Below are 16,111 nucleotides of genomic sequence, written 5' to 3' on the forward strand. Positions count from 1 at the left end.
GGCCGGCGGCGCCGGCCCGTGAGGGGCGACCCCCTCACGCTCCCCGGTGTCCCGTTCCGGGGCGCGAGCTGCACTCGCGCAGCGGCGACGGAGCACCGCCAATGGGAGGCCGCGATGCGGCCCGTTCCATCCGTTTTCCTCACCTCTCCGCGGTTCCAACCTATTTCGCTCCACCGGCTGCGTGCCACCGATCCCGGACGCGCCCTACGGGCTTATTTCGCCCGTGATCGGTGTCACTCCGCCGGCTCCACTCAAACGGTTTTCCCCGCCGGAGAGGCAAAGAAAAACGATCAGCCAGGAGCAGGAGCAACACACATGAACACCCTCGAAGCGATCCTCCGTGACCAGACGGTCACCTACCTCGTCAGCAAGAACATCCTCTGCCCGCGCACCGGGGCCGTTCTCGACTCGCGCACCTGTGTCGTCTTCAACGACGCGGACGGGGATCCCGCGGTCGTCATCTCGCCCGAGGGCTGGCAGCAGATCGCGAAGGAGCCCGCCACCCTCGACCGCCTCGCGGAGCGCGGGATCACCGTCGACATCAACACCGCGCTGGCCGCAACCCGCTGAGAGGAACAGACCATGTACCGCACCGACACCGACACCGGCCTCGCGACCCCCGATCAGGTCGCCCTCATCATCACCGACCAGCGCGCTCACTGGGACCAGAACGCCGACGACAGCGACGACGTGATGCTCGCCGCCGTCCGCAACGCCCACGCCCTGCCGGGCGCCGAGCCCGTCGAGGACGACAGCTCCGCCCTCGCCGCCGCACTGATCGCGTTCCTCACCCCGGACCCCGCCCGCACCGCACCGGTCATCGACGCCGACACCGGATGCGCGACGCCCGAGCAGATCGGCCTCATCGTCGCGTTCGAGCGCAACTACTACGAGGAGCACGAGAGCTACAGCACCGAACGGCTGCTCGCGGGCGTCCGCAACACGCTCACCCTCCCCGGGGTGTGGGTGCTCGGAGGGTTCCCCGTCCGGGAGGACGGCACCGACCACGCCGCCGCGCTGATCGCGTTCCTCATCCCGGCGGTGACTACGTGATCGAGCGCAGCCGTGTCGATGAGCGGCCCGGGGCCGCGCGCGCGGCTCATCAGCTCTCGCGCCTGTCCAGCGGCCGACTCCAGCAGGAGGCCGACCGTGTGCGCCTGCACGGCGAGCGGCTGACGGGGCTGAGTCGGAAGACGAGCCGCCGCCTGATCGAGCAGGAGGAGGCGATCCGAGCGAACCGGATCGCCGCGGCGGACAGCGCCGCTGAGCGGCGGCTCATCGTCGGAGTCGTCATCGCGACGGGCGCTCTTCTCGCGGTCGGGCTGCGGCTGATCCTCACCTCAGGGCAGCTCCCTCCTCTGTTCTGACGAGCGGGCCGCGCTGACTTGTTGTCATGCTTACAAGTCGGACCTCGCCCACCGTCCCGCCTCCGCCCGCGCATCCCGTCAGGGCGAGCAGCAGTGCTCCTGCCAGTGCGATCCCTGCGGTCGTCCGCCTCATCGTGTCCCCCGATCACTCCGCCGCGGCACGTCGCCGGGCGCGTCACCTCGACGCCAACAGCAGCCGCCCGCCCGGACGGAGTCGTCCTGGCGGGCGGGCAGCCCCCGTCCCGGTCACGCGCGCGGGATGACCACCGAGACGCTCGCGCGCGAGGCGCCCGAGACGGCCGTGACCGTGCCGGTGCCGGCGGCGATCGAGCTCTTGCCCGTGCGGAACACCTTGGTCACCGTGGCGCCCGGGGCGACCGCGGCCGAGGACGCCGTGCCGTAGGGCGTCACGACGGTCAGATCGGCGGCCGCGCGGCCGGTGTTCGTCGCCGTCACCGTGACGACGACCTTCCCGAGGATCAGCCGCGAGGTCGCCTTCGCGGTGACGGAGGCGCCGGGCGCAACGCTCGCTCCGGCCAGCGCCGTCGTCACGCCGTCGACGCGCGCGGTGATCGAGACGGTGCCGGCGGTGGAGCCGGTGCGGATCCGGGGGAGCGCGGCGACGCCGTCGGCGCCCGACAGCACCGCGGCGGTCGTCGCTCCGCTCTCGAAGGCCGCCGGCCCGGTGATCGCGAAGCCCACCGAGCGGCCCGCGAGGGCGCGACCGGAGGAGTCGCGCACCAGCACGGACTGCGCGAGGTCGCGCGTCGTCGCGGTCGGCACGCTCTGCAGCGTCCCGCGCGCCTCCGCCGAGGCCGCGAGGGCGATGCCGTTCACCTCGATCTCGGCCACGCCCGTGGACCCGCCGTACTCGCCGGCTCCCCACGCCGTGAACACGAGCCGCAGCGCCGTCGTGGTCACCGGAGCGAACGTCGCGCGGTTCAGCACGTCGCGCTCGCGGCCGGGAGCCGCTCCGCTCACGGGAGTCCAGACGTCGCCGACCAGGTGCTCGACCCGCCACGACCGCGCGGGGATCAGCCCGCGTCCGTCGGCGTCGGCCGCGTCGCTCGCGAACAGCACCGAGGCGCTGTCGACGGTCACGGCGCTCGGCCAGCGCAGCTCGACGTGCTGCTCTCCGACCCGGGGCCAGGAGCCCCAGATCGTCGAGGCGGCGCCGTCGGCGACCGCTCCGACCGAGGTCCACGGCGAGGTGTACGAAGCGCTCGTCGACGAGGCGAGCGGAGCGATGTCGCCGACGTAGTCGGTGCACGGCACGGTCACGGTGACCATCGCGGTCCGGGTGAGCTCGTCGATCCGGTCGACCCGCACGGACATGCCGGAGTTGAGCACTGCGCTCTCTCCGGCGAGCACGAACTCGTTCGCCTCGCTCGCGTCGCCCGGACGCTCGAGCAGGTCGCCGGCGTACGGCTGGCCCGGGTTCGAGCGCAGGATCTGCACGCCCGAGACGTCGCGGCGCACCTGGAAGGGACTCGTGTACGCGCCGCCGTCGGACGTCGTGTCGGCGCGGTCGTTGTACTGCGCCCAGTAGCGGATGCCCGTGTCCTGCGGGTCGTTCCAGGTGAGCGCACGCCGGCCGGCGGGTCCGGCTCCGAGGGTGTCGAGCGTCGTGGTGCGGGGTGCGCCGCAGACCGGCTGGCGGGTGTTCGGCAGCGTGCCCAGGCGCGCCAGCGACGGGGACGACAGCGGCAGGAACGACCAGGCGCCGCCCATCACGTCGGTCCGGTTGCCGTACTCCTCGCGGCGGCAGTCCGCGGGCAGCGGGGTGGAGGCGTAGTCGCGGGTCGTGGCGCAGTTCACGCTGTAGGCGTGCGGCAGCGAGAGGTTGTGGCCGAGCTCGTGCGCGAGGAAGTACGCGTCCGGTCCGGGCTGGAACGCGCGTCCGCCGTCATCGGGATCGCCGGACTGCTCGCCGTTGGCCCAGTTCGGGCACGGGTCACCCTCAGGCACCATGGCGACCAGGTGCTTGCCCGGTCCGCGCTGCCAGCCGGTCCTCTGCGCGATCCAGTCCTGCAGTCCGCCCGTGTTCGTGCAGCCGATCGGCTGGTCGACGACCTGCCAGTCGACGACCTGGTCGAGCTCGAAGCGGATCGCCCCGCTGGTCTCGCGGGAGTAGAACCGGTCGACGAGGTCGAGGGCGCGGACGGCGTCGGCGGTCGTGTACCCGCCCGGGACGGTGCCCTGCGGAGCGACGAGCGCGATCGTCACGCGGTGCGTCTGCACCTGGGCGCGCGCCGGGATCTCGACGTCGACGAAGTCGGCGTCGAGGGCGAGGGCGGCCTGCTGCGTCGTCGCGTCCGCCTCCGGCTCGATCACGGTGGGCTCGGCGTCCGGAGCCGCGACGGGGCGGTCCGGAGCGGGAGCGGGAGCGGCGGGAGCGGGGGCCACCGGAGCGGCCGCCGCTGGAGCCGCGGCGGGCCCTCCGGCGACGAGCCCGGAGGCCAGCAGCAGTCCGGTGAGCGCTCCAGGGAGCAGGGCGTGTCGTCGTCGCATGGTCGTCCTCTGGGTCGGTCCTCGCTGAGTGCCCCGAGCGGCAGCAGGCGGGGGCACGAGCTCCCGCCGACCTCCTCGCCGCTGAGGAGTCGGCTGACGTTACCGTGAACATCCGTGCAGGAACGGGCAGATGTCCCTCCGCGGCGGCCCCTTTCCGGGTGGGGACCAGAAATGACGAAGGCCGGGAGCGGGACCCCGGCCTTCAGCGACGATCAGATCTCGGTGTGCCCCAGATCCGCCGCGTCCAGCAGTCGGATCTCGGTCTCACATGCAGGGGTCGCAGGTGGGGGAGGGCCGGCCTTCCAGCCGGCCCGCGAGGGGCGATCCCCTCACACTCTCTAATGGTCTCGGCTGGCTAGGTGCTGGCTGTCAGGCTGGTTCTGGCTCGCTCGGGCGTGACTCATCACACTCTTGACCGCTGTGTCTTGCTGGGGACCTGTCCGTCCGGGCGAGCTAGTACCGGCGTGACGCTGCGATGGCTTGATAGAAGGTTGTCCGCGACCTGGCTCGCGTGACTCATTAGAGAGATGCCTCCGCGGCGCATCCCACCTGGATGAACCCCTGAGGAGAAGAGGCCACATGATCGTCGCCCGCCACTACGACCACGTCGTCGGAGTCGACACCCACCCCCGCACACACACCTACGCGATCGTCGCCACTAAGACCGGCGAGATCCTCGGAACGAAAGCATTCGCGGTGACGGCGGCGGCGATCGACAGAGCGATCGCCTGGGTGCGAGGCATCGCGGGCGGGTCGGTTCTGTTCGCGATGGAGGGTACGGGCTCCTACGGTGCATCGTTGGGTCGGGCGCTGCTGCGTGACGAGATCGTGTTTTGCGAGGTGCGGCCGCCGAAGAAGTCGAGCCGTGTCCGCGGCAAGACTGATGAAATCGACGCGATCGCTGCCGCGACCTCGGCGATGGGAATCGAGCTCGAGGCGCTGACTCGGCCGAAGGCCGACGGGCTGCGCAACGCGCTCCGAGTGACGCTTGATGCCCGCCGGGATATGGAAGTTCGTCGCACGAGCGCCCGGAACCAGCTCAACGCGTTGGTTCGTACCGCGGACTTCGGGCTCGACACGAGGCGGGCACTCACCGATCGCGGTGTGCAGCAACTCGCCAATCTGGACGCTAATCGTTCCGACGTGGCTGAGCGCATCATCCGCGCTGAAGCTGTCCGGTTGGCCTCGACCGTGATCGATCTTGGACGACAGATGCGACACAACCGCGAAGTGTTAGCTGAGCTGGTCGAGCTTCTCGCGCCCGGGCTGCAGCAGATCTACGGCGTCGGCCCGGTCACCGCCGCAGTGGCAGTCGCGGCATACTCCCACCCCGGCAGGGTGCGGAGCGAGGCTGCGTTCGCAGCTCTCGCCGGAGTGAACCCGATTCCGGCGTCATCGGGGAACACGACACGCCACCGGCTCAACCGTGGCGGTGACCGTCAGCTCAATCGCGCGCTCGACGTGATCGCTCGCGTACGGATGGTCTCCGAGGCGCGCACTCGCGCATACGTCGAGCGACGAACGTCAGAGGGCCGAACTGTCCGCGAGATCAGGCGCAGCGTCAAGCGATACATCGCACGTGAACTATTCAAGGCGCTACAGGTCCGCATGGTGTTGGGCACGTAGCCGTGTGAGTCGACGCCGAGCACGATACGAGGGCGCCTGTTCGACCGTCTACGGGGCGTCAGGGGTGACGAGTCTTACGCGAGGGTCGTGGAGTCCTGATCATCTAAGCGGAACACTGCGCAGCGCGGCGCGGCCGCTGCGAAATCGGCAGCGGTCGACTCCGGGCCGACTTCGAAGATCTGAGCGGCGACTTTTCGGCCCTGGCTGTGCTGATGCCAGTACGCGCTGAGGATCGGGCCGCGCTGTTCGAGGGTCATCTCGGTGAAATTCACGGCCTCTCGTCGTCGGCCGCGCTGGATCTCGCCACGGCCGGCAGCCCTCACGTTCTTGACCCAGGACATCTTCTGCCCGGCGACCACGTACCGAGCCCCGTCCACGACCACGATCGAGACGGGTGTGGACCGCGGCTCGCCGGAGACCCGGCCGACCACGGTCAGAACATGCGGAGGACCGGTGGTGATGCCGATGTTGTTGAGGAACACGATCACCCTGTTGGCGTACTTCAAGAACGGGGGAAGGTTCTTGTCTTGTGGCATGTCCTACGACCTCGCTTCAAACACGCGGCCCCTCGGGCCCGCTGCGGCGTCCAGTATCCACCGGGACCCCGTCGACTCCCTGACCGGCGCCGTGGGGTCTCAGGCCGAGACGACGACCGACCGCTTCATCGCGTGTTGGGTCTTGACTCGAAGCCATAGAAGGGTCCCCCGGGGAGCATGGCTTTAGTGGAAGTTGATCGTGGAGGGCGCAGGTGCCTTCCACGACTCTTCCTGATACGAGTGCGGGTCGTGAGCCTCGCGGGGCGGCTCCCCGAACGGATCCTTCGGCAGCGCCGTCGGCGCTGTGGTGAACTTCGCGCGGAGCGATGCGGCGATGGAGCGAATGCGGTAGATCACGGCGTTCATGTCGTTCTCCCGTTCGGGGTGATCAAGCGTCACCTGCCCGAAGCCTACCGACGTCGTTTCTCCGGCGGGGCGCGAGCTCCGCACGCGCAGCGGTGACGGAGCACCGCCGGCGGGAGCCGCTACGCGGCCGGATTACCCGTTTTCCTTACCTTGTTGCTCGGGCGGTTTCGGCACAGTCGTAGTGTGTCGATCGTCCGAGGACGGCAGGTATGGCTTCCCTGTTATCGCCGCTGCGACGGCTTGTGAAGAATGGCCGCCCGCCGTCCACCCGATGGTTCGACCGCTAATTGAGAGAAGCGAACAGATCGCTGCGTAAGGAAACGTCGGCGTGACCATCACCGCCACGAGGGAAGTGAAGGGAGCGGCCATGCCGCAGATTTGGGCCGGAATCGATGCGGGGAAGGGGCACCATCACTGCGTCGTCATCGACGCAGCCGGCGCCAAGCTCCACTCCGCCCGCGTCGCCAACGACGAGGCGGCGCTGCTCGATCTGATCGCTACTGTGACCGATCTCGCCGGTGTCCCTTCCGCCTCAGTGCACGGCGTTCCGTGTCGCGTGGCCGGCGCTGTTCTCTGTCGCCCTCGCAACCCTCGTTCTCCTGGTCGTAGCGATGCGTCTCGGCACGCCCTCTCGCGCTCGATGGCAGTGGCTGATGCTCGGCTCGGGTGTCGTCGGCGCCGTCACCAGCTGGGTTCCGGCTCTGCGTACCGCCGTGATCGTCGGTTGAGCAGCACACGGCACGACTACACGAGCAGGTGTTCCGCAAAGGGATGGTTTACCGGTCGCAGGGGCACCGCCTCACATTGGCGGCTACTGTCCGGCGATCATCGCGAGGGAGGGCGCCCGGCCCTTCTCGATGTGGGTGAAGGCGATCGACTCGGCGAGGCGGTCGTTGCCGGCGCGGATCGCGTCGAGGAGGCCGTGGTGCTCGTCGGACTGCTGGCGCTGGTCGCGTGCGCTGGTGAGGTAGAACAGCCACGTCATCCGCCCAGTGACGGCGCGCATCAGCGAGGAGAGCAGGGCGCTGCCGGCGACTTCGACGATTGCCTCGTGCACGACGGTCGAGGTCTCGGCGACCTCGAGCCAGTCCTCGCTGTCGAGGGCACGGTGCTCCGCGTCGATCGCGTCGAGCAGCGGTTGCAGTGACGCACCGGCGGCGACGGCCTGTGCGGCCAGCCGCGCGGCGAGGGTCTCGAGGCTGAGTCGGACGTCGAAGAGTTCGACGACGTCCTCGATGCTCCACTGGGCGACGCGGGTGGAGCGGCGTGGGAGCATCCGCACGAAGCCCTCGTTGGCCAGCTGCGGCACGGCCTCGCGCACCGGCAGTCGTGAGACGTGCAGCTCGGCGGCCAGTGAGGCCTCGACCAGTCGCGATCCCTGCGAGTGCTGGCCGAGGATGATCTGCCGGCGCAGCGTCCGGTAGGTCTGGCTGGCGAGCGACTCCTCGGTGCTGGCGAGTGTCATGACGGTCCTCCTCGCGACGCCGGTGCGACCATTCAACACGCTCGGCCCCGCCTGTGCGGTCCGCCGGCCACCGCGCTCGGCCCCGCGCTCAGCCGCCGGGCCAGCTGCGCTCCTTCGGCAGCGGGCGGGCGTAGCTGTCGATCCGGCTGGTGCCGAGCTGCTGCCGGACGAGCGTCTCGACGAGCGCGGCCGCCGCCGCGACCCCGTCGACCACCGGCACGGGCAGCCGCGCGCCGAAGTGCTCCTCGAGCCCCGCCATCCCCGCGCAGCCGAGGCAGATCACCTCGGCGCCGCGGGCGATCGCGCGCTCGCCCGCCGCGACGAAGGCGTCGAGGGTCGCCTGCGGATCCTCCTCCAGCTCGAGCACGCCGAGGCCGGTGTCCTCGATCGCGGCGCAGTGCGCGATCAGGCCGGCGGTGGTGAGGCTGTCCTCGATCTGGCCGACCGCGCGGCGGACCGTGGTGACCACTCCGTAGCGGCGGCCGAGCAGCATCGCGAGGTGCGCGGACGCCTCCGTGATGTCGACGACGGGCACGTCGAGCAGCTCGCGCGCGCCCTCGCGGCCGTGCTCGCCGAAGCCGGCCATCACGACGCCGTCGATGCCGGCCGGCAGCCGCTCCAGGGTGTGCAGGACGGCCGCGGCGCTGAGGAAGCTGTCGTACCAGCCCTCGGCCGAGGCGACGCCCCAGCTCGGCGTGATCGCGACGATCTCGGTGCCCGGCCCGACGGCGAGCCGGGCGCGGGCGGCGGCCGTCTCGGTCATCGACTCGGTCGTGTTGCAGTTGACGACGGCGATGCGCATCAGCGGCCCGCCGCCGCGGGGACGCCGGACAGGCGGATCTCGCTGCCCGCGTCCCGCAGCCGCGCCAGATCGATCAGCGCGGCGGCGACCGCGAGGTCCTGCGCGGCGAGGCCGACGGAGTCGAACACGGTGATCTCGTCGTCCCGGGTGCGGCCGGGAGCGGTGCCGGCCACGACGTCGCCGAGCTCGAGCAGCCCGGCCGCCGCGTCGAGGGCGCCCTCCGCGATCGCGAGGACGAGGTCTCCGGACTTCGCCCGCGCGGTGGCCGCGCTGTCGACGACGAGCGTGCCGAGCGCCATCGCCGCGGAGTCGAGCTCGCGGTGCTCCGGCCGCGGACGGGCGCCCACGGCGTTCACGTGCTGGCCGGCGTGCAGCCAGGCCCCGTGCACGATCGGCTCGACCGACGGCGTCAGCGTGCAGAGCACGTCGGAGCACTCGGCGACGGCCCGCGGATCCGCGGCGCGGGTCACGGGGTGCCCGACCGCCTCCTCGAACCGGTCGAGCGTCGCGTCCGACCGCGACCAGACCACGATCTCGTCCAGGTCGCGCACCGCCTGCAGCGCGCGGACGTGCGCGACGGCGAGGTTGCCGGCGCCGATCAGCCCGAGCACCCGGCTGTCCGCCCGGGCGAGGTGCCGGGTGGCGACCGCGGAGGCGGCGGCGGTGCGCGCCCGGGTGATCAGCGCGCCGTCCAGGACGGCCACGCACTCCCCGGTGAGCAGCGAGGTGACCAGGATGGTCGAGCGCTGCGTCGGCAGCCCGCGCGCTGCGTTTCCGGGTAGGTCCGCCATCAGCTTCACGGCGGCCAGGCCCAGGGCATCGGAGCGGACCGCCATCGGGAGGATCAGCCCGTCGTCCTCGCCCGCGAGGGCCGTCGGCGCGCCCTGGTGCAGCGCCCCGGAGCCGAGGTCCGCGAACACCTGCTCGACCGCGCCGAGCACGTCGACGTCGGGGAGCAGCCCGGCGATCTGCTCGGAGGCGAGGACGAGCGTCATCAGCGCGCGCCGACCGTCGCGCGGCCGGTCAGCTCGGCGAGCGAGGGGGCGCGGGTGACGAGGCCGGCCTCGGCGAGGATCCGCATCCAGCGGTCGGAGGCGGCCTCGTCGATCACGGTCGTGTCCCAGACCCCGCCGGCGGCCATCTCGTCGGCGGCCTCGTGCAGGAGCGCCGAGTCGCGGTCGGGCCAGCGCGCGGCGAGCACCGCGTCGATCTCGGCGCCGGCCTCACCCGCGGTGATCCTCTGCATCGCCGTCTCGATCGCGTCGACGAAGCGCTCGGTGCGGTCGGCGAGCTCCTCGACCCGCTCGGTGCGGGTGTAGTAGACGCTGTTGGGCATCACGCCCGCGTCGAGGTGGCGGAAGACGATCTGCCCGCCGCCGGCCGCGACGAGCTCCTTCGCCGAGAGCAGGTCGAGCACGATCGCGTCGCCGAGGCCGTCGCGGTAGAGCTCCAGCATCATCGCCGTGGACAGGTCGCGCGCCCAGCGGGTGGCGGAGACGTCGAGCCCGGCCTCGCGGATCAGGCCCGCGGTGAACTCGAACGGCGCGCTGCCGCCGGCGCCCGGGGCGAGCACGACCTTGCCGGCCAGCCAGTCCAGCCCGACCGGTCCGGAGCCGTCGCGGGCCACGATCGTCATCGGGAAGCGGTGGTTGAGCTGGCCGACGACGATCAGCTCGCGGCTCGTTCCGGCGTACATCCCGGGCACCCAGAGCCCGCCGAGGGCGAGGTCGGCGGCGCCGGAGTCGAGGTCGTCGAGGACGCCGGTCCAGGGGTCGCAGGCGGTGGCGGTGACGGCGAGGCCGCGCTCGGCGAACAGGCCGCCGACGTCGGCGACGTACTCGGGGAGGTAGTTGAGTCCGTTGGCGGTGGCCGAGACGGTGAGGGTGTCCATGGTGCTCCTTGTGGTGCTGTCCGGTGGATGGTTGCGCCCAACGGTGCCGGAGCGCCAGGGGGCGGGGTGGGTCAGTGGGCGGCGGCGATCGCGTTCTCGTTGACGTCCTCGAGCGAGCGACCCCGGGTCTCCGGGGCGAAGCGGGAGGCGACGACGAGCACCGCGTACATCACGGCGGCGAGGCCGAAGACGCCGGCGAAGGCGAACGAGCCGTAGAGCGCGACCGCGAGGAACGGCATGACCGCTCCGGCGATGTTGCCGATGCCGTTGACGATCGAGGCTCCGGAGGCGCGGATCGCGGTCGGGAAGATCTCGGCGGTCCAGGTGGCGAGGGTCGTGTTGGTGACCATCGTGAAGAACTGGAAGAGGGCGCCGAGCACGAGGATCGCAGCGGTGCCGTTCCCGAAGCCGGCGAAGGCGAGCGCGGTGAGGCAGCCGAGGACTCCGGCGGCGCCGACGGCGGTGCGACGGCCGACGCGACCGGCGATCAGGGCTGCGGTGGTCGCTCCGAGGAGCGAGCCGATGTTCATGATCATCGTGTAGAGCAGGCTCTCCGAGACGGAGTAGCCGCGCTCGACCAGCAGGGTCGGCATCAGGAAGTTCAGCGTGACCTGCGAGCCGAAGGCCATCCAGGACGCGACGCCAAGGGCGGCGGTGCGGCGGATCACCGGGCGGCTGAACACCGCGGCGGGCGAGGCCGACATCTTCACGGGCGGCAGGTCGTCCGGCGAGAGCTCGACGGGCGGACGGGCGGCGGTGGGGGTGAGCGAGTTCGAGGCGAGGATCGCGAGCGAGCGGTTCGCCTCCTCCGTGCGGCCCTGCGAGAGCAGCCAGCGCGGCGTCTCCGGCAGCTTGCGGCGGTAGAAGACGACCAGCAGCGCGGGGACGGCGAGGATCACGAACGACCAGCGCCACACGGAGTCGGGGCCGCCGAGCGGGGTCTCCAGCGGGCCGAGCAGCAGCAGGAACAGGCCGTAGGAGAGGAAGTTGCCCAGGCCCCCGGCGCCGACGTTGACGGCGCCGATCGCGGTGCCGCGGAAGCGGGTGGAGACCATCTCGGAGAGCATGACCAGGCCGATCATGAACTCGCCGCCGATGCCGATGCCGACGATCAGGCGGCTGACGAGCAGCATCTCGTAGTTCATCGCGACGGCGCTGAGCAGGCCGCCGAGCGTGTAGATCAGCAGGTTGAGGCTGAGCGAGAAGCGGCGGCCGTAGCGGTCGGCGAGGTAGCCGGCCAGCACGCGGCCGATCAGTCCGCCGATGACCGTGGCGGTGTTGATCGTCGTGAGCTGGACGTCGCCGATCTGCAGCGTCTCCTTGATGTGGCTGCCCATGGCACCCACCGAGTTCTGCTCGAGGGTGTTGAAGAACTCCCCGGCGAGGATCAGTAGGAAGATCCAGAACTGCGCGCGGGTGAAGCCGATGGAGTCGAGGACGGAGGCGACCGTGTGGCCTGAAGCGGGCGGAGCGGTGGTGCGGGATACAGCAGACATGTGTAGCTCCCAGCAGGGCGAGGGGGAAAGCGGCTCCAGAGTGATGGTCACCGCGAGGACTCCTCTTTTGTATCCCAAATACCGTTTCGGGCAGGTTTCCACGATGCTACAACCTCCCTCTGAGCTGTAGTGACCGCGCAGAAGGGCATACACCTCGAAACGTTCGCTGGCGGTGGTATACAAAAGGGCCTCGATGCGCGCAGAGGCTACATGGACCCGTAATGCGGGAGATGTGGGGCACGAGCCGCCGTCGTCATGCGTCTCACGACCCCGGCTGGCCGCGTCTTCAGGCCCCCCGAGGAGTAGGGGCGGCGACCTGAGAAGCGAACCCGGATCGTCGCGCTCCTCGTGGAGCTGCGCGGGCGCCTTCTCGGCGAAACTATCCGCCACCCCGCCGCTTCACCGTCGGGCCCGTCGTCACCGCAGCTGTCGTCGAGACCGTCGACCACAGCGTTCTTCCGACGCTCGTCCGCAGATCTTGAGCAGCGCCGAGTTCAGCTAATCCTGCGTCCCGTATGGGGATCGTTCAGCGGGTCGCTATGCGGTCGGGCCGCTGCTCTCCGCCGCGTGCCGCGGATCAAGGGAGAGCGTGCTCCCGCTGTCAGCTTGCGCGGACCGACAGGTTCTTGCCGAGCTGGGTCCAGCCATCGCCGGTGGCGTCGCCCGGTACGGCGTCGTCAGGGTGGATCTGTACCGTCCAGTCGTTCTGCTTCGACAGCTTCTCGCCGCAGCCACTCACCGGCTCGTCGCCCTCGTTGACGATGACGCAGTGTCCGGCTCCCTCGCGAGGTAGGGCCAAGTAGAAGTCGAGGCCCTCGACCGAGCCGGCGAACCGGATCGAGTCGGGATCGAGCTTGTCGCCGAGGTTCTCGAGCGAGGGAAGTGCGTCTTGCTCCTGCTGCGCCCTGTCGTAGTCCGAGTACACGGTCGGGTCGTCGTAGATGCTGGTGTCCTGCTGCGCACACCCAGCGAGAAGAGGAAGGGCCATGAGTGCGACCGCGACCGCACCGATCTTGAATCTGTAGGTCGGTCGTTCGTGGCCCATGGCGTCCCCCGTTGCGTTTCGCCCACCCTACTTCGCCTGAACTCCAGAGCACCGGCCCTCATCGCCGCAGCGGAGAGCGCGAGGGCACCCGTTCCGTTGGGGGATCGCTCAGCGGAACGCCGGCGCGGGGAAGAGCGTGGCCGGATCCAGATCGCCGGCGGCGCACTGGGTCCCCCGGAGGAGCTTCAATCGGAAGTGTTAGTGGTCCGGTTTGTCGCTGAAGTGCTCGCGGTCGCTGATGTAATCGATCCGGGTTGCATCGAAAATATCGCTTCCTAAGCGGTCCGCCCCTCTTCTTGTCGAGAGCGTTACCGGATATTGCACAAGTCTTGGCGTGCTGTTTGTGAAGAATGAACAGAACAACATCCGCAGAGGTGAAGTATCCCCGGGAAGGAAGTTTGACCCGCCAGATATGAAGCCCGCGTAGGGCGATTCGCTAAAGAAGAGAATTGATTCTCGGGCCAGAGTATGAGAGCGAAACCAGGAGCGTATTACGACAGAGTTTTGACTCACATAGACTCCGAACAGTCTTGCCCGCACCGCTAAAACAATAGTGACTAGAAGTGCGCACAGAACAATTAAATCTGTAAGCGACCAGTTCCAATTCGGCCCGACTATTCCGAGAAAAGCGGCGCATATAACCGGGTTAACGATCCATGCAATCACTCGAGCCCCATTGCCCGACTTCGGAATTCTTCTCGAAAATAACTTATCATCTTTCATTATTTGTGCCCTATCAATAATCTCTCCTCAACTCGGAATAGTAAAAAAGCTAATTCTAAATTGTGCAGTCATTTCCTCACCCTGCGAGGTCTCAGCCTCGCCGTGCCGGCAGGCGTGAAGCCTGCTCCCTGGGCCGATCGGCGGTGGGCTTAGCGCGTTCCGTACGGGAATCCGTCATCGCGACGAGGGCCGGGTCGCAGGTCACCGAAGTCGTCGGACCAGATTCACGACGAGTAACACCGCGTCTGCGGCCATGCCTGCCGAGCGCCGATCGCCGTTCCGGCGGTGCTTCATGGCCTGCGCGAGCTCGATGGCCGCACGAACGACTTTGCGCAGCTCGGCGTTCTCGGACCCAGGTAGTTCGACCTCAACCACTCGACCAAGGCGGGCCTTCGTGCTGGGGATCGGCGGCTCATCGACGCCAGGCTCACCGTGCCGTGCGTGCTCGTAGGAGGCCGCGGAAAGCGCTTCGAGGGCGGCCACCGCGTCGTTCCCGACGTTCGAGTAGTCCTGCTCCGTCCGAGCTGCCCGGAAGTGTCGCCGCATCTCGTTCAGCTCCCCATCGACGCGCTGCCATCCGGTGGCCTTTCGCGGCGAAATGGGATCGGCCAGTGCGCCGGCGAGCGAGTCGGTCTCACGCTCGTCGAGCATCTCGTGGAGTGCATCGAACTGCTCATTGAGCATGCTGCGCCTGGCCTGCCAGCTGCCGTACCCATCGTTCGCCTGCCAATACTTGCGGAACGTCTCGAAGTCACGGAACGGTGGATCGAAGGTGTCGATGCCAAGGCGCGCGAGGACCGCCTTCAACGCGCGGACGAGTAAGCGTGAGTCGTCATTGCTGAGCGGTGAGCCATGGGTGCCGTGGGCCTCGTACTCTTCGTGCACGACCCGGGCGAGAGGCACCGCGATCTCCACATCGCCGTGCTCCGGGTTCGGTCCGCGCAGGAGCCCCTCGAGGAGATTCACGTCGAGCGCGGACTGCTGAGTCACCTCCGAGCCCCAAGCGTTCGATACCACCTCCTGACCCGAGAGGTAAAAATCCCACGTACGCATGCGCCCACCCTAGCCAGCGGCACCCCGCCCGCTGATCGACCTAGACGAGCGTTCCATCTGTCGCAAGTTCGGGCGTCGGGTGGTGTCCGAAAGAGGATCGCTCAGTGCTTCGGTCTCGTGCAACCATGGCCGCATGTCGACCAGCTCGCGTGTTGTTGTCGTGGATGGCGAGACGTTCGAGGTCACGGCCAGGCCTGATGGGATCCACTTCTCATGGGCTAGTGGCCCCAACCCTGGGTACGGTTTCGGATCCAGCTGGTCAGGGGACTCTCCGCCGACAGATGCGCAAATCCGCCCGATGATCGACAGCTTCCTCTCGCAGATCGATCCCGAAACCGGCTACATCTCCGAGGACTGAAGTCCTGCGTGGATGCCACCTGCGGTGTCCCGTAAGGGGATGGGTTACCGGTCGGGCAGGTGATCCTCCGGATTGATGTCCGCTCGTCGTAGAGGTCCGTCGTAGACGCTGCCGGTGCTCCACATGGCGATGACGGCCCATCCGAGGTCGGCATGTGCGATCGTGCCCTCCGGGATGGTGCGCGAGAAGAGGGCGTAGTCGATCCCCTCGACAGGGAGTACCGAGACGGTCCATCCGTCTCGGTCTTGGGCGAGAGCGAGCGAACGAGCTTCGACTTCCTCGATCACGGCGACCCCATCGCGCTTTCGGGAGTCTGTGGGGAGCGTGCCGAGGAGGAGACAGTCGGCGGCGAGGGAGGCGATCGTCACGGGGTCGGTCACCATCCCGTGTACGTGACCGCGGGGTCCGACGCGAGTCCCGGGGCGCACCATGGTGCGGACCGAGCAGCGCGCGACGTGCAGTCCGCGATCGATCGCGATCGTCGTGTCTTCATCGGTGCCGGCGCCATGAGTCGTGGTCCACAGCTCGCGGCCTGACAGGGGGATGAGCGTCTGCATGTGCTCATCCAAGCCAGTGTCCGTGATCGTGCCAAGGAGTCGTCGCTCATTCACGCTGCCTTACTCCGGTGCTGTCCGTTAGGGGGTCGTCGTCCGGCCGCCGAAGATGGCGTCTCGACGTGTGTCGATTCTCGCGCTCGTCTGCACGGTTCTTCGCGTCAACGCGGCGCTCGTGCAGACGACCGTGGGTATTCAGATGTTCAAGGTCCCCTGCACACACGACCGGGCGCCGCTTCGCCGTTCCGTATGGGGACCGGCCACCGGCACAGTCTGGCCAGTACGGCTAGTGAGCAGCGAGGTAGCACGGAGAGCGCC

The 16,111-nt window shown here is 69.0% G+C and carries 16 protein-coding genes and 1 pseudogene; 6 read left to right on the forward strand and 11 right to left on the reverse strand.

The genetic code is table 11. The features are described from left to right. Window positions 1-315 precede the first annotated feature (315 nt). From C5C53_RS12875 to C5C53_RS12885, 3 genes are read left to right on the forward strand one after another with little or no spacing between them, the layout of a single operon-like run. Window positions 316-570: a hypothetical protein gene (locus C5C53_RS12875; protein WP_104267729.1), complete on the forward strand. Its 255-nt coding sequence runs from the start codon at window positions 316-318 to the stop codon at window positions 568-570. Between the two features lie 12 nt (window positions 571-582). After that, complete coding sequence (locus C5C53_RS12880) at window positions 583-1,053, forward strand: hypothetical protein (RefSeq protein ID WP_104223236.1); 471 nt, start codon at window positions 583-585, stop codon at window positions 1,051-1,053. Beyond that, window positions 1,050-1,367, forward strand: coding sequence for a hypothetical protein (locus C5C53_RS12885; RefSeq protein ID WP_104260266.1), 318 nt, complete (start codon window positions 1,050-1,052; stop codon window positions 1,365-1,367). Before C5C53_RS12880 ends, C5C53_RS12885 begins: the two co-directional genes overlap by 4 nt. 246 nt (window positions 1,368-1,613) lie before the next feature. On the opposite strand, the gene C5C53_RS17180 is transcribed toward C5C53_RS12885, so the two are convergent. Then, window positions 1,614-3,878: an Ig-like domain-containing protein gene (locus tag C5C53_RS17180; RefSeq protein ID WP_181127768.1), complete on the reverse strand. Its 2,265-nt coding sequence runs from the start codon at window positions 3,876-3,878 to the stop codon at window positions 1,614-1,616. Window positions 3,879-4,457: 579 nt separating this feature from the next. Between C5C53_RS17180 and C5C53_RS12895 the strand changes: the two genes are divergently transcribed. Further along, window positions 4,458-5,504, forward strand: a complete 1,047-nt coding sequence (locus C5C53_RS12895; protein ID WP_104262274.1) for an IS110 family transposase — start codon at window positions 4,458-4,460, stop codon at window positions 5,502-5,504. 74 nt (window positions 5,505-5,578) lie between these two features. On the opposite strand, the gene C5C53_RS12900 is transcribed toward C5C53_RS12895, so the two are convergent. Beyond that, entirely contained in the window at window positions 5,579-6,040 is a 462-nt protein-coding gene (locus C5C53_RS12900) for a nitroreductase family deazaflavin-dependent oxidoreductase (protein WP_104262275.1), read from the reverse strand. A 183-nt stretch (window positions 6,041-6,223) separates the two neighbouring features. Further along, window positions 6,224-6,439 carry a hypothetical protein gene (locus C5C53_RS12905; protein WP_146076862.1) on the reverse strand — a complete coding sequence of 72 codons (216 nt, stop codon included), beginning with the start codon at window positions 6,437-6,439 and terminating at the stop codon, window positions 6,224-6,226. 334 nt (window positions 6,440-6,773) lie between these two features. Between C5C53_RS12905 and C5C53_RS12910 the strand changes: the two are divergent. Then, window positions 6,774-6,923 (forward strand): annotated as a pseudogene (locus C5C53_RS12910) (transposase); the annotation flags it as partial. A gap of 294 nt (window positions 6,924-7,217) precedes the next feature. Here C5C53_RS12910 and C5C53_RS12915 read toward each other — a convergent pair. The 7 genes from C5C53_RS12915 to C5C53_RS12945 form a co-directional block, all read right to left on the reverse strand. Then, window positions 7,218-7,871 (reverse strand): GntR family transcriptional regulator, encoded by a 654-nt coding sequence (locus C5C53_RS12915; protein ID WP_104224667.1) that lies wholly within the window; start codon window positions 7,869-7,871, stop codon window positions 7,218-7,220. Window positions 7,872-7,959: 88 nt separating this feature from the next. Beyond that, entirely contained in the window at window positions 7,960-8,673 is a 714-nt protein-coding gene (locus tag C5C53_RS12920; protein WP_104262276.1) for an aspartate/glutamate racemase family protein, read from the reverse strand. After that, on the reverse strand, window positions 8,673-9,668 hold the full coding sequence (locus C5C53_RS12925; RefSeq protein WP_104262277.1) for an ornithine cyclodeaminase family protein: 996 nt from the start codon (window positions 9,666-9,668) through the stop codon (window positions 8,673-8,675). Before C5C53_RS12925 ends, C5C53_RS12920 begins: the two co-directional genes overlap by 1 nt. Then, window positions 9,668-10,564, reverse strand: coding sequence for an ABC transporter substrate-binding protein (locus tag C5C53_RS12930; protein ID WP_104262278.1), 897 nt, complete (start codon window positions 10,562-10,564; stop codon window positions 9,668-9,670). The genes C5C53_RS12925 and C5C53_RS12930 overlap by 1 nt, the downstream gene beginning before the upstream one ends. Window positions 10,565-10,635: 71 nt before the next feature. Then, window positions 10,636-12,060, reverse strand: coding sequence for an MFS transporter (locus C5C53_RS12935; protein ID WP_104262279.1), 1,425 nt, complete (start codon window positions 12,058-12,060; stop codon window positions 10,636-10,638). Window positions 12,061-12,661: 601 nt separating this feature from the next. Further along, window positions 12,662-13,105 (reverse strand): hypothetical protein, encoded by a 444-nt coding sequence (locus tag C5C53_RS12940; RefSeq protein WP_104262280.1) that lies wholly within the window; start codon window positions 13,103-13,105, stop codon window positions 12,662-12,664. A 924-nt stretch (window positions 13,106-14,029) separates the two neighbouring features. Further along, window positions 14,030-14,881, reverse strand: a complete 852-nt coding sequence (locus C5C53_RS12945; RefSeq protein WP_104262281.1) for a hypothetical protein — start codon at window positions 14,879-14,881, stop codon at window positions 14,030-14,032. Between the two features lie 133 nt (window positions 14,882-15,014). On the opposite strand from C5C53_RS12945, the gene C5C53_RS12950 reads away from it, so the two are divergent. Further along, window positions 15,015-15,239: a hypothetical protein gene (locus C5C53_RS12950; RefSeq protein ID WP_104262282.1), complete on the forward strand. Its 225-nt coding sequence runs from the start codon at window positions 15,015-15,017 to the stop codon at window positions 15,237-15,239. Window positions 15,240-15,283: 44 nt separating this feature from the next. Here the strand turns inward: C5C53_RS12950 and C5C53_RS12955 are convergent, their stop codons facing one another. Further along, on the reverse strand, window positions 15,284-15,796 hold the full coding sequence (locus C5C53_RS12955; RefSeq protein ID WP_104262283.1) for a hypothetical protein: 513 nt from the start codon (window positions 15,794-15,796) through the stop codon (window positions 15,284-15,286). Between the last annotated feature and the right edge of the window lie 315 nt (window positions 15,797-16,111).

The sequence above is a fragment of the Rathayibacter sp. AY1E3 genome, assembly GCF_002932235.1.
Lineage (GTDB): Bacteria > Actinomycetota > Actinomycetes > Actinomycetales > Microbacteriaceae > Rathayibacter.